At 70.3% G+C, this 13405-nt stretch carries 10 protein-coding genes; 3 read left to right on the top strand and 7 right to left on the bottom strand.

The genetic code is table 11. The features are described 5' to 3' along the window. Nucleotides 1–31: 31 nt before the first annotated feature. Nucleotides 32–892 carry a universal stress protein gene (locus AB0J88_RS21145; RefSeq protein WP_364353666.1) on the bottom strand — a complete coding sequence of 287 codons (861 nt, stop codon included), beginning with the start codon at nt 890–892 and terminating at the stop codon, nt 32–34. Nucleotides 893–1073: 181 nt separating this feature from the next. Here AB0J88_RS21145 and AB0J88_RS21140 point away from each other — a divergent pair, with 181 nt between their 5' ends. Further along, entirely contained in the window at nt 1074–1778 is a 705-nt protein-coding gene (locus tag AB0J88_RS21140) for a CBS domain-containing protein (RefSeq protein ID WP_364353663.1), read from the top strand. Nucleotides 1779–1828: 50 nt separating this feature from the next. Here AB0J88_RS21140 and AB0J88_RS21135 read toward each other — a convergent pair whose 3' ends face one another. Then, nucleotides 1829–2467, bottom strand: coding sequence for a response regulator transcription factor (locus AB0J88_RS21135; protein ID WP_364353660.1), 639 nt, complete (start codon nt 2465–2467; stop codon nt 1829–1831). Nucleotides 2468–2615: 148 nt separating this feature from the next. Between AB0J88_RS21135 and AB0J88_RS21130 the strand changes: the two genes are divergently transcribed. After that, on the top strand, nt 2616–3602 hold the full coding sequence (locus AB0J88_RS21130) for a nitroreductase (protein WP_364353657.1): 987 nt from the start codon (nt 2616–2618) through the stop codon (nt 3600–3602). 48 nt (nt 3603–3650) lie between these two features. On the opposite strand, the gene ppdK is transcribed toward AB0J88_RS21130, so the two are convergent. The 5 genes from ppdK to AB0J88_RS21105 all read right to left on the bottom strand — a co-directional run bounded on the left by ppdK (nt 3651) and on the right by AB0J88_RS21105 (nt 11687). Then, complete coding sequence (gene ppdK, locus AB0J88_RS21125; RefSeq protein WP_364353654.1) at nt 3651–6308, bottom strand: pyruvate, phosphate dikinase; 2658 nt, start codon at nt 6306–6308, stop codon at nt 3651–3653. A gap of 99 nt (nt 6309–6407) precedes the next feature. Next, complete coding sequence (locus AB0J88_RS21120) at nt 6408–6854, bottom strand: pyridoxamine 5'-phosphate oxidase family protein (protein ID WP_364353651.1); 447 nt, start codon at nt 6852–6854, stop codon at nt 6408–6410. A 49-nt stretch (nt 6855–6903) separates the two neighbouring features. Beyond that, nucleotides 6904–8556, bottom strand: coding sequence for a GAF domain-containing protein (locus AB0J88_RS21115; protein WP_364353648.1), 1653 nt, complete (start codon nt 8554–8556; stop codon nt 6904–6906). A gap of 212 nt (nt 8557–8768) precedes the next feature. Beyond that, a complete protein-coding gene (locus AB0J88_RS21110) occupies nt 8769–11153 on the bottom strand; it encodes a phosphoketolase family protein (RefSeq protein WP_364353645.1) in 2385 nt (794 codons plus the stop codon). A 27-nt stretch (nt 11154–11180) separates the two neighbouring features. Beyond that, entirely contained in the window at nt 11181–11687 is a 507-nt protein-coding gene (locus AB0J88_RS21105) for a flavodoxin domain-containing protein (protein ID WP_364353643.1), read from the bottom strand. A gap of 255 nt (nt 11688–11942) precedes the next feature. Between AB0J88_RS21105 and AB0J88_RS21100 the strand changes: the two genes are divergently transcribed. Next, entirely contained in the window at nt 11943–13388 is a 1446-nt protein-coding gene (locus AB0J88_RS21100) for an AMP-binding protein (RefSeq protein WP_364353641.1), read from the top strand. The last annotated feature ends 17 nt before the right edge of the window (nt 13389–13405 follow it).

The raw sequence follows: 13405 nt of genomic DNA, 5'->3' as shown, positions 1-13405 counted from the left end.
CACAGGGGCGCCGGCACCGGCGGGATCGCGCTCAGCGGACGATTAGAACCGGGCAGTCCGCATGGTGTACGAGCTGCAGGCCGACAGAACCGGTCACGGTGCCCGCGACAGTGCCCTGCCCGCGCGTCCCGACGACGACCAGCTGCGCGGTGTGCGACAAGCCGACCAGCACGCCCGCCGCGCCGCCGTGCGCCACCAGCGGCTCGGTGGACACGTCCGGGAACTTCTCCCGCCATGGCGCGAGCTGCTCGTCGAGCTCCGCGTGCAGCTCGGCGTCTCGTTCTGCCACGTCGTACACCACCGGTTCGACGTTCACGCCCCAGGGCGGCGTCGGTGGCACGTACGCGCGCACCGCGATCAGTCGCGCCGAACGCGCGGACGCCTCGCGGAAGCCCGCCGCCAACGCGTCCAGCGACGACGGCGAGCCGTCGACGCCGACCACGACCGCGCCCGCGCCGACGTCGGTGCGGCCACGGACGACGACCACGGGCACGGCCGCGTGGGTGGCGAGGCGCTGCCCGACGGAGCCGAGCAACAGGCTGCCGAAGCCGCCACGGCCACGGTTCCCGACGACGATCATCGACGCGTCCTTGGCGGCGTCGAGCAGGACCGGCGCCGGAGACCCGAGCACCGACGTCCGCGACACGCTGACCGTCGGCGCGATGGCGGCCGCGATGGCGGCGGCGTCGGCCAGAGTCGTGTTCGCCTTGTCCTCCGCCCACTCCCGCAGGACGGTGCCCCCGTCGAAGCGGGCGCCGTAGTAGTCCCAGTCGAAGGCGTGTACCAGGTCCAGGGTGGCGCCGGTTTGCCGCGCCGCACGCGCGGCCCATTGCGTCGCCGCCTTGCTCGGGTCGGATCCGTCCACGCCGACGACGATCCGGGTCATGTTCATCGCTCTCCTCCTCATGTCGGTCTATGGATCAGCGTGCGGCCGGCGAGATCCCGCGGGCAGGGCCTAAAGACCCACTGTGGACATGGCCCAGGTCCCGACCGGCGACGGTCTCGCGACCCTGACCATCGAGCCAGGCCGAACCTACGGTGAGACCGAGGTCAAACGACGAAGGAGATGCGTGATGAGGACCTGGCAGGTCGGCGACGTGATGACGACGGACGTCGCCACGGTCGGCGAGAGTACGCCGTACCGCAAGATCGTCGATGTGATGACGGCCCGGCGCGTCAGTGCCGTGCCTGTGGTGGATGACTTCCGGCGGGTGCTCGGTGTGATCTCCGAGGCTGACCTGCTGCACAAGGTCGAGCTGATCGGCAAGCCGCACGAGCCTCGGCTCTTCGAGGGCCGACGCCGGCATGCGGCGCGGGTCAAGGCCGACGCGGACGAGGCGCGTGACCTGATGACGGCTCCGGCCATCACCACCATGGACAGCACGACGCTGGTCGAGGCGGCGAAGACCATGGACCGCGAGGGCATCAAGCGACTACCGGTGATCGACGACCTCGGCCGTCTGATCGGGATCGTCTCGCGCGGCGACCTGCTGAAGGTGCACCTGCGCCATGACGACGACATTCGGCATGACGTGGTCACCGAGGTGCTGCATCGCATCATCGGAATCAGCGACGACGCGGTCACCGTGACGGTTACCGACGGGGTCGTCTCACTCGTCGGCCGACTCGACCGACGGAGCTCGGCCGAGATCGCGACCCACCTGGCCGCTCAGGTCAGCGGCGTCGTCAACGTGGTCGACAAGATCGAGTTCGACTTCGACGATGTCGACCCGGTGCTCTACAAGCCCGGGCTCGGCACGCCGACCGGAATACTCTGAGACGAACGCGACGGCACGGTGCCTGTTCTGGGCTCCGTGCCGCTGCCGCGTCAGGGCTTCTTGCCGAGCAGCCTGGTGGCCAGCACCGCGGCCTGCGTGCGCCGTTCGAGGCCGAGCTTGGCCAACAGGCTGGAGACGTAGTTCTTCACGGTCTTCTCGGCCAGGAACATCTCGGCGGCGATCTCGCGATTGGTGCGGCCCTCCGCGATGTGCTCGAGGATGCGGCGCTCCTGATCGGTGAGCGACTTGAGCTCCTGGGGCTGTTCGACGCCGCTGCGGATCCGGTCCAGCACCCGTTGGGTGACCGCCGGGTCGAGCATCGACTGGCCCGCGGCGACCCGGCGCACACCCTCGACGAGGTCGGTGCCGCGGACCTGCTTGAGGACGTATCCCGCCGCCCCGGCCATGATGGCCGCGAAAAGTGCTTCGTCGTCTTCGTACGAGGTGAGGATGAGGCCCTTGATGGACGGGTCGACGGATCGCACGTCGCGGCACACGTCGATGCCGCTGCCGTCCGGCAGCCGCGCGTCGAGGATCATGACGTCGGGTCGTAGCGCCGGGATGCGCGCGGTCGCCTCGCGCGCGAGCCCTGACTCGCCGATGACCTCGATGTCGCCCTGGCTCTGGAGTAGGTCGGCCAGGCCGCGGCGGACCACCTCATGGTCGTCGAGTAGATACACACGGATCACGCCTCATTCTCTACCCCAGAGGCACCTCGGCGCACCACCGGCCCCGCAGACCGGCTGGCCTGGGACGTCAGGACCTCTGCCCCTGCTCGGCGGGCAGGCGTCGAACGACGATTGGTGCAGCGAGAGACATCGCAGCGAGGGAGGCATCATGCAGCCGACGAACATGGCGCCGACGACAACCGGGTACACCGCCGACGACCTTGCCGCCGCGGCCGAGCTGGCGATCCGGGCACCGTCGATGCACAACAGCCAACCCTGGCGGTTCCGCCTCTCGAACGGCGCGATCGAGGTTCGCCTGGATGATGCCCGGTTGCCGGACATTCCGGCCCGGGCGTGGGCCGGACGGGTCAGTTGTGGAGCGGCGGTGTTCAACCTCAGGATGGCGCTGGCGGTCCTCGGCAAACCCGCGGTCGCCCTCGTCCAGCCGACCGAGCGGGACGCGGTCGTGGTCGCCAGGCTCGTCCCGGACCGGCCGCGACCGGCATCCGGGGCCGAACGCACTCTCTATGCCGCGATTCCCCGCCGGCACAGCAACCGTACGCCGTTCAGCACCGAGACGGTTCCCGCCGACCTCCGGTTCCGTCTCCGTGAGGCGGCCCGCAGCGAGGGCTGCTGGCTTGACCTGATCATCGGAACCAGCGCCGTGAACGCCCTCGCGGAGGTCGTCAACGCCGCGAACCGGGTTCTACAACGGGACAAGGCGTATGCGGGTGAGCTCGCCCGTTGGAGCCGCGAGGAAATCTCCCAGGACGGTGTGTCCGCGCGCGCCGCGGGATACGCCCCGGAACCACAGGACGTGCTGCCCATGCGCGCGTTCGGCGCACGCACGCGGCCGCCCGGCCGCGACTACGAACCCGAGCCGCTGGTCGCGGTGCTCGGCTCGGCCGGCGATCGCGACGCCGACCAGGTGACCGCGGGCCAGGCCCTGCAGCGGGTGTTGCTGACGGCGACGGACGCCGGACTCTCCGCATCGATGTTCTCGCAGCCCATCGAAGTGGGGGCGGCCCGGGAGCGGCTCCGGTCGGCGCTCGGTCGGCACGGTGTGCCGCAGATGGTGTTGCGGGTCGGCTACGGGCAGCCGGGATATCCCAGCCTGCGACGGCCGGCCGCCTCAGTCATCGACCGCCCGGAGTGAAGCACACGGTGAAGCCCCCACCGCGCGGGTGGGGGCTTCACTCACGGCTCAGCGGCTGTCCGAGGTGGAGCTCACGACGGAAGCCCGTCCGGCCTCGAGCCGGGCGACCGGCACGCGGTAGGTCGAGCAGCTGACGTAGTCGAGCCCGATCCGCGCGAAGAACCTCACCGAGGCGGGGTCGCCGCCGTGCTCGCCGCAGACTCCGGTCACCAGCTCCGGTCGAGCGCCACGGCCTTCCTCGACCGCGAGCCGCACCAGCCGGCCGATGCCGGCGTCGATGGTCTCGAAGGGCGACCGGTCGAGAATGCCGAGGGCGAGATAGCGGCTGACCACGGTGCCTTCGACGTCGTCGCGTGAGAGTCCCCAACCCATCTGGGTCAGGTCGTTGGTGCCGAAGGAGAAGAACTCGGCGGAGCCGGCGATCTCGGCCGCGGTCAGTGCCGCGCGCGGCACTTCGATCATCGTGCCGATCCGCATGGCTGGTGCACCCGGCACGGCGTCGACCACGGCTTGCGCCTCACGGCGCACCGCCTCCAGCTCCCGCGCCGACGCGACGAGAGGAACCATGACCTCTGGCCGCGGATCGCCGCCGTCGGCGATCCGCCGCGCCGCCGCCTCCGCCACCGCCTGGACCTGCATGGCGAACAAGCCCGGCACCAGGAGGCCGAGCCGCACTCCCCGCAGCCCGAGCATGGGGTTGGTCTCGTGCATCCGTCGGACAGCGGCGAGCAGGTCCCGGTCGTGCCCGGTATCGGCGCCCGACGCCTCCGCTCGGGCCACGCGCACCGCGAGATCTTCGAGGCTGGGGAGGAACTCGTGCAGAGGCGGGTCCAGCAGGCGGATGGTCACCGGGAGGCCGTCCATGGCGGCCAGGATCTCGGTGAAATCGTCGCGTTGCAAGGGCAGCAGCGCGGCGAGCGCCGCTTCCCGCTCGCGCTGGTCGGTGGCCAGGATCAGTCGCTCGACGAGCTCTCGGCGGCTGCCGAGGAACATGTGCTCGGTCCGGCACAGCCCCACTCCGGCGGCGCCGAAGCGGCGTGCCCGGGCCGCGTCCGCAGGCGTGTCGGCGTTGGCGCGCACCCCGAGCGCACGCACGTTGTCCGCGTGCTGGAGTAACCGGTCGACCGCGTTGACCAACGGATCGGACCGCATGTCACCGATGCCTTCGAGATGGCGGACGACGGGTGATGGCCGCACCGGCAGTTCGCCCAGATAGACCGCTCCCGTCGAACCGTCGATGGAGATCCGGTCACCGGCGTTGACCGTGACCACGCCGACGGTGAAGCTGCGCCCGTCCGGTGCGATCTGGATGTCGTCGGCGCCGCAGACACACGTCTTGCCCATTCCGCGCGCCACGACGGCGGCGTGGGAGGTCTTGCCTCCTCGGCTGGTGAGGATCCCCCGTGCCGCGATCATGCCGGCGAGATCGTCCGGGCTCGTCTCGCGACGGACCAGGATCGCGTCGCCGGCGTCGACAGCCGCCGCGGAGTCGAACACGACCCGGCCGACCGCGGCGCCGGGCGAGGCCGGCACACCACGGGTCAGCGGCTCGGGCAACGCGTCGTCGTCGAACGTCGGGAACATCAGCTGTGTGAGATGCTCCCCGGTGACCCGGGAGAGCGCCTCGTCGAGGTCGATCAGGCCTTCGTCGACGAGCTGGCTGGCGATGATGAACGCCGCTGCCGGGGTGCGCTTGCCGACCCTCGTCTGCAGCATCCACAGCTTGCCGCGTTCGATGGTGAACTCGATGTCGCACAGGTCACGGTAGTGCTTCTCCAGGGTATCCATGATGGACAGCAGCTGGTGGAAGCTGGCCGGATCGATGACTTCGAGCGCTTCGAGCGAGACGGTGTTGCGGACACCGGCGACGACGTCTTCGCCCTGCGCGTTGGTCAGGTAGTCGCCGTAGATGCCGCGAGCGCCCGTCGCGGGGTCCCGCGTGAACGCGACGCCGGTGCCCGAGTCGGTGCCGAGGTTCCCGAAGACCATGGCCATGATGTTGACGGCGGTGCCGAGGTCGTCGGGTATGTGCTCTTGACGACGATAAAGAGCCGCCCGGGGCGCCCGCCAGGACGCGAAGACGGCGCGCACGGCCAGTTGGAGCTGTTCGTGCGGCGCCTGAGGAAAGTCGCGACCGGTCGCGGCACGGAAGACGATCTTGTAGGTGCCGACCAGCCGTCGGAGCTGGTCGGCGGTCAGTTCGTTGTCTGTGGCGACGCCCGCGCCGCTCTTCGCGGAGTCCATCTCCGCCTCGAAGCGTTCGGCGGGGACGTCGAAGACCGTGCGGCCGAACATCTGGATCAGCCGCCGGTACGAGTCCCAGGCGAACCGTGGATCACCCGTGTGGGCGGTCAGACCCTCGACGCTGTGGTCGTTTAGGCCGATGTCGAGGATCGTCTCCATCATCCCCGGCATCGAGAACTTGCCTCCGGACCGGACGGAGAGCAGGAGCGGGTCGGCGGGGTCGCCCAGGCGCTTGCCCGTGCGCGTCTCCAGCTCGCGCAGGTGGTCCGCGATCTCGGTGTAGAGCCCGTCGGGCATGTCACCCGAGGCCAGGAAGGCGCGGCAGGCGGTCGTGGCGATGGTGAAACCGGGCGGCACCGGCAGACCGAGCCGCGCCATCTCCGCGAGGTTGGCTCCCTTGCCGCCGAGCAGGTCCTTCTTGTCCTTGTCACCTTCGATGAATGCGTAGACGTACTTCGGCATCGTCGTTCCTCTCCTCCCGCGGTCCTCGCCTGCCAGCGTCGGCCGCGCGGGCGGGAGGGGGCAGAGGCGAAGGTCCCGGGCCGGTCGGGACGGCGTCGCTCACGTCGTCCCAGGTCTTGGCCCGCCGAGCAGCCGGCCGGTCAGGCGACGCAACGGGATGGCGATGGTGTGTCCATCCACGGCAGAGGCCGCCCACGGCTGTGGCATCCGGGTCGCGAGCGACGCCAGACGCTGGGGATCAGTCACCTCGTAGGCCTCGCCGACGCCGAGCACGCTCCACCCCGTCCGGGCCAGGGTGTCGATCTCGTCGACCTGGAACGCGACGATGTTGTGCAACGTGGCGGCCGCGAGCTTCCCACCAGCGCCGGTGCGAAAGACCACCTCGTCGCGGTCCAGCAGGTAGTTCACGGGGTGCGCGGCGGGCAGCGCGCGTTCGGTGAAGACGACGCGGCCCACCGAGGTGGTGGTGATCAGCCGAAGGCACTCCGCCCGGCTGATCTCCACGAGCTCCTGGGTTGTGTCGTGGCCGACGGGCAATGGGTTCACCGCTCCAACATCGTCGGTGCGGTGCTCGGTGGCTAAGGGTCGAAAGTCCTCAGATGTCGCCGGTGGGCCTTAGTGGAACGGACCAGCGCAGCCGGGTGCCCGGCTGGGCGGCCACGACGAGCAGCGCGCCGCCGCGCCGTTCCGCACGGGCACGGAGGTTGCCCAGACCGCTGATCCGGGTGGTGTCGCCGATCCCCCGGCCGTTGTCACGGATCTCGAGGGACACGGTGTCGGAGGTGACGGCGAACTCCACGTCAGCGCTGCGGGCATGCGAATGACGGGCGACGTTGGTCAATGCCTCGCGAAGCACCGCCTCGAGGTCGTCGGCGAGGTCGTCCGGAACCCGGCTCTCGATGACGCCGCTGAAGCGGACGCCAGGCTCGAACCCCAGCGCGGGAGTGACCTGGCTGGCGACATCGAGCAGGCGGGCGCGGATGCTGCTCTCGGCCACGCCAGGCTGCCGCTGGAGCTGGAAGATGGTGGTCCGGATCTGGCTGATGGTGGTGTCCAGGTCGTCGATGACCCGCATCACCCGGTCGGTCGCGGGTCCGGACCCGATCTGGGCGGCAGCGGCCTGCAACGACAGCCCCGCGGCGAACAGGCGTTGGATGACATGGTCGTGCAGGTCCGCCGCGATCCGCTCGCGCTCGTGGAGCATCGCCGAGCGCTGCTGCTCGGCACGCGCCTCGGCCAACTCGATCGCGAGCGCCGCCTGGTTGGCGAAGCTCCCCACCATGTCGACGTCGTCCGAGGTGAAGGCGGGTCCACCGGGCGCACGCGCGGTCCACAGCACGCCGTGCACCCGCCCGGAGCCGTGCAGCGGCACGGCCAGGACCGGGCCGACGTCGAGCGCGTCGGTGGTCGGTGAGACGTTCGCACCGCCGTCGCGCGGATCGGAAAGCCGCAGGGGTTGACCGGTCGTGAGCACCTCCCCCGAAAGCGTGCCGCGAGCCGGCACCCGGGTGCCGATCAGTCGCTCCGCCGCCATGCCGACAGCCACGTCGATCCGGAGCTCGTCCTCGTCGTCGGGGTCGGGGAGGACGACCGTCACCAGATCGGCGGCCGCCAGGTCCTTCGTGCGCTCGGCGATGCGCCTCAACGGGTAGATGGGCGAGCCTTCGGTCGCCAGGACCTGCCGCGTGATGGCGGCCGATGCCTGCAGCCACTCGCCGCGCATCCGCGCGGACGCGTACAGGTTGGCATTGTCGATCGCGACAGCGGCGGTCGCCGCGAGCGCCTTGACGAGCTCCTCGTCCTCGGCGCTGAACGCGCCGCCCTCGCTCTCGGAGAGGTAGAGATTGCCGAAGACCTCGTCTCGGATGCGGATCGGCACGCCCAGGAAGCTGTGCATCGGCGGATGTCCGGGCGGGAAGCCGACCGAGCGGCGATCATCGGCGATGTCCTGGAGCCGGATCGGTCGCGGATCGTCGATCAGGGCACCGAGCAGCCCCTTGCCCTCCGGCAAGTGGCCGATGACCTCGACCGCGTCGGCGGGCATCCCGCTGTGGATGAACTCCGCCAGCCCGCCCCGCGGGGACACCACGCCCAGCGCGGCGTAGCGCGCGCCGACCAGCTCACGGGCCGCCTCGACGATGCGCCGGAGCAACGCCGGCAGCGTCAGGCCACCGATGATCAGCTGGTTGGCGCGCAACAACCCGCGGAGCCGACCCTGGGTGGCCATCACCTCTCGCGCACGGTCCACCAACTGCCCCAGGAGCTGGTCGAGCTCCAGCCGTGACGCGTCCGGAAAGGTCAGCGAACTATCGACTGGTTCACGCGCTTCACGCGCTTCACGCGAATCGTCGGGTGTGTCCGGTCCTGACATGGGTCTCCTCCGGCGGTCTCAGGGGGAGACTAGCCACCTCTTCGCCGTCGCCATAGGGCTCCTTCCCAATGCTAGACGCCTTCCCGATGCTAGACGCCCGCCTGGGGGGTCCATCGCCAGCCGCTGATCGCCGGGTCGTCGTCTCCGTGCGCGCGGGTGTAGTCGCGGCACCGCTGCCGTGCGTCGACCATGTCCTGGCGCAGTTGGGCGGCCCGGGCGCTGAGTCCCGGCACCCGGTCGATCACGTCGATGACGAGGTGGAAGCGGTCGAGGTCGTTGAGCATCACCATGTCGAACGGCGTCGTGGTGGTCCCCTCTTCCTTGTAGCCCCGGACGTGCAGGTTGTGGTGGTTGGTGCGCCGGTAGGTCAGCCGGTGGATCAGCGTCGGATAGCCGTGGAACGCGAAGATCACCGGCTTGTCCGTCGTGAAGATGGCGTCGAACTGCGCGTCTGGGAGTCCGTGCGGATGTTCGCTCTCGGGCTGCAGGCGCATCAGGTCGACGACGTTGACCACCCGGACCTTGAGCTCTGGCAGGTGGGTGCGCAGCAGGTCCGCGGCGGCCAGGGTCTCCAGTGTGGGAACGTCGCCGGCGCAGGCGAGCACCACATCGGGCTCGGCGTCGCCCCGCGAGCTCGCCCACTCCCAGATGCCCAGCCCGCGACGGCAGTGCAGGATCGCCTCGTCCATCGGCAGCCAGGTCGGCGCCGGTTGCTTCGCGGCGACGACCACGTTGATGTAGTGCCGGCTCCGGAGACAATGGTCCATCGTGGACAGCAGGGTGTTGGCGTCCGGCGGCAGGTACACCCGCACGACTTCGGCCTTCTTGTTGACGACGTGGTCGATGAAACCGGGGTCCTGGTGGGAGAAGCCGTTGTGGTCCTGCCGCCAGACGTGGCTGGACAGCAGATAGTTCAGTGACGCGATCGGTCGCCGCCACGGGATCCCACGCGTCACCTTCAGCCATTTGGCGTGCTGGTTGACCATCGAGTCGACCACATGGATGAACGCCTCGTAGCTGGTGAAGACGCCGTGCCGGCCGGTCAGCAGGTAGCCCTCCAGCCAGCCCTGGCACAGGTGCTCCGAGAGCACCTCCATGACCCGTCCATCCGGAGCGAGATGATCGTCGCCGGGCCGGATCTCGGCGTCGAAGGCTCGGTCGGTGACCTCGAAGGCGGCGCCCAGACGGTTGGAGGCGACCTCGTCGGGGCCGAACAACCGGAACCGCTCGGGGTTCGCCGCGATCACGTCACGGACGAAGGCGCCCAGCACCCGGGTCGCCTCGCTGTCGGGCGCACCGGGGCGGGGCACGTCGACGGCGTAGTCGCGAAAGTCGGGTAGCACGAGGTCGCGGAGCACCGCTCCCCCGTTCGTGCGCGGGTTGGCGCTCATCCGCCGTCCGAGCCGCGGCGCGATGGCCGAGACCTCGGGCACCGGCGTGCCCGTCGCGTCGAAGATCTCCTCGGGGCGGTACGAGCGCAGCCAGGCTTCCAGCATGGCCAGGTGCTCCGGGTTGTCGCGAACGGCGGCGACCGGCACCTGGTGGGCGCGGAACGTTCCTTCGACCGGCAGGCCGTCGACCACCGCGGGACCGGTCCATCCCTTCGGCGTCCGCAGGATGATCATCGGCCAGCGGGGCCGTGCGTCGGCCTTGCCCTGCCGCGCCCGGCGCTGGATGCCCGCGATGTCGTCGAACGCCTTCTCCAACGTCGCGGCCAACGACTGGTGCACACGGGTGGGGTCGTCACCGGCGACCTCGTAGGGCTCGTAGCCGTGCCCGCGCATGAGGCTGTGCAGGTCCTCGTCGGGAATCCGGGCGAGGACGGTCGGGTTTGCGATCTTGTAGCCGTTGAGGTGCAGGATCGGCAGCACCGCGCCGTCGCGGGCCGGGTTCAGGAAGACATTCGAGGGCCAACTGGCGGCCAGCGGGCCGGTCTCGGCCTCGCCGTCGCCGACCACACAGGCGACGACCAGGTTCGGGTTGTCGAAGGCCGCGCCGTAGGCGTGCATCAGCGAGTAGCCCAGCTCGCCGCCCTCGTGGATCGAGCCCGGCACCTCGGCGGCGACGTGACTCGGGATGCCACCGGGAAACGAGAACTGCCGGAAGAGTCGGCGCATACCGGCCTCGTCCCGACTCACCGACGGGTACAGCTCGCTGTAGGTGCCTTCCAGCCACGTGTTGGCGACGATCGCCGGACCGCCGTGGCCGGGCCCCGTCACATAGATCATGTCGAGGTCACGGCGGTTGATCATCCGGCTCAGGTGCGCGTACAGCAGATTGAGCCCTGGGCTGGTCCCCCAGTGACCCAGCAGGCGCGGCTTGACGTGCTCGGGCCGCAACGGCTCCCGGAGCAGCGGGTTGTCCAGCAGGTAGATCTGTCCGACGGTCAGATAGTTGGCCGCGCGCCAGTAGGCATCCAGCTGGGCGAGCTCGTCGGTGGTCAGGGGCGTCTCCAGGTCGGCGACGGTGTCCATCGAGGGTGTCCTCCGGTATCAGGGTGACTAGCTACTGGCTGCCACGCTCGGGGCGCGCAGGTCGGCGGCGACGAACACGGCCCAGTCACGGATCGCGGTCCAGTCGCGGAAGTCGCCCTCCGGTGCATGCAGGGCGAGGACGATCGCCTTCTCACCGAAGGTAAGCCGGGTGCGGTCGAGCCGGCCGGCGAACACGGCGTGGCCGGCGGCCGCGGTCATTCGCAGGATGTCGGAGACGTCCACGGCCGGCTCCTCCGGTCGCGGCAGGTCACCGACCGGCCCGCTGGAGAACAGCCAGACACGCCGCTGCCGCAGTGCTCGGCCGTTGCCGCGGACGAAGTCGGTCGCCTCCTTCAGCCATCGCCCGATGTAGACGGCACTGCCGAGCACGACCGCGTCGTAGCCGTCGACGTCGGCGCCGGGCAGCTGCCTGACGGTCACGACATGTCCGCCCGACGTGAGCTCCTGCGCGATGGCCTCGGCGATCTCGAACGTCGAGCCGTGTTTCGATGCCGCGGTGACAAGGACCTTCATACGCCCATCCTCGGGTCGACGCGCGCGACGGAGCAGGGTCGCGGGACCCGAGGAGGCCGGGACCTTCGACCCGCAGACCGGCCGCACCACCCGCCTCGATTGCCCGAGTGGGCGCACCGACAGCACCGGTCACGCCGACGCAGTCCGGGAATCCGGGCCCACCGACCCCCGGGCCTTGTGACCATTGACCTGGGCGGCACCGCGGGTGCGGCGAACGCTGGGGTGAGAAGCTCGCGGCCCGGGCAGGGGACCGACATGAGAAAGACGGCGGCACAGCGACAGAGCGCCAACCTGAGCCAGTACCGGTGGGTCCGGCACGACTTCAACTGGCGGTACGCCCGCAGGTGGATGGCGGGTCTCCCCGACGACGGTGGCATCAACATCGGCTATGAGGCGGTCGACCGCCACGCCGGCGGTGCGAGGCGGGACTGTGCGGCATTGCACGTCGTCGATCGCCACGGAGCAACGATCGAAATCAGTTACGGCGAGCTCCGACAACGCGCCGACCGGTTCGCGAACCTGCTCACCTCCCTCGGGATGCGCGTGGGCGGACCGGTGCACACGTTGCTCGGGCCCTGCCCCGAGCTCTTCGCGGCCGCGCTCGGGACCATGCGCCGCGGCGACGTGTACGTGCCACTGTCACCGTCTCTCGACGAGGCCTTCGTCCGCGGGCTGCTGCACCGGCACACGGCCCGGGTGCTGCTGACCACGCCGCGGCTCTACCAGGAGCGCATCGCCGCGCACCGCGCCCTTCTGCCAGCTCTGACGCATGTCCTGCTCGTCGGCGACGGGCACCCGCTCGCGGGAACCATCGCGCTCGACGAGGCGCTGGCCGCCGTGCCGGACCTCGCGTTCACCGTCCCGGCGACCAGCCCCGAACAACCGGCGATGGTGGTGCTGACCCGAGGCACGACCGGGTCCCCCAAGCCCACCCTGCACCACCACGGGGCCGTCCTGGCCCAGCACGCCACCGCACTGTTCTCTCTCGACCTTCGGCCAGGAGACATCTACTGGTGCACCGCCGATCCGGGCAGCATCGCCGGGACCGCGTACGGGCTGGTGGCTCCGCTCAGCCTCGGCGCCACAGTCGTGCTCGACACCTCTGGTTCGACCACCGCCGCCAGGCGGTACGCGATCCTCGCGGAACACGGCGTCACGGTGTGCTACACCGAGCCAGACGTCCTGCGTGCGATGCGCGCGCACAGCCGCGAGGCGCCCTGGTACGAGCTCTCCGCGCTGCGGCACCTGGCAGCCACCGGCGCCCCTCTCACGGCCGACCTCGTCGAGTGGTCCGCCGACGCGCTGGGTGCCCCCGCCCACGACACCTGGTGCCAAGCGGAAGCCGGTGCGATCGCGATCGGGAACTACGGCGGCGTCGACATCGTCCCCGGGGCGCTCGGCCTGCCGGAGCCGGGTGTCGACGTGGCCATCGTGGCGACCGGCGACGACGACCGGGCGGACCTGCGGGGCGGCGGCGTCCACCCCGCACCAACGGGGTCGCCCGGACTGCTCGCCATCCGCTCTGGTCTCCCGTCGATGTTCCAGGGCTATCTGGATGACGCGTCACCGCCTCCGCGACCGGGGGGCTGGCAGGTCACCGACGACGTCGTGGAGTGTGGCGACGGCGGCTACTACCGCTTCGTCAGACGAGCGGGGCACAGGATGCCCGCGGTCGCGGGCAGGCGCAGGGAGCGACGATGACCCGGCGCGCTCGGCGC

Origin of the sequence: Asanoa sp. NPDC049475, from assembly GCF_040676915.1 — a bacterium.
Classification (GTDB): Bacteria; Actinomycetota; Actinomycetes; order Mycobacteriales; family Micromonosporaceae; genus Asanoa.
Note: the sequence above shows the minus strand (reverse complement) of the source record. Positions and strands in the feature narration are given on the sequence as shown.

Coding starts and splice junctions, on each gene's coding strand:
- AB0J88_RS21145 (WP_364353666.1), bottom strand. CDS start 892: ATGAACATGACCCGGATCGTCGTCGGCGTGGACGGATCCGACCCGAGC.
- AB0J88_RS21140 (WP_364353663.1), top strand. CDS start 1,074: ATGAGGACCTGGCAGGTCGGCGACGTGATGACGACGGACGTCGCCACG.
- AB0J88_RS21130 (WP_364353657.1), top strand. CDS start 2,616: ATGCAGCCGACGAACATGGCGCCGACGACAACCGGGTACACCGCCGAC.
- ppdK (WP_364353654.1), bottom strand. CDS start 6,308: ATGCCGAAGTACGTCTACGCATTCATCGAAGGTGACAAGGACAAGAAG.
- AB0J88_RS21110 (WP_364353645.1), bottom strand. CDS start 11,153: ATGGACACCGTCGCCGACCTGGAGACGCCCCTGACCACCGACGAGCTC.
- AB0J88_RS21105 (WP_364353643.1), bottom strand. CDS start 11,687: ATGAAGGTCCTTGTCACCGCGGCATCGAAACACGGCTCGACGTTCGAG.
- AB0J88_RS21100 (WP_364353641.1), top strand. CDS start 11,943: ATGAGAAAGACGGCGGCACAGCGACAGAGCGCCAACCTGAGCCAGTAC.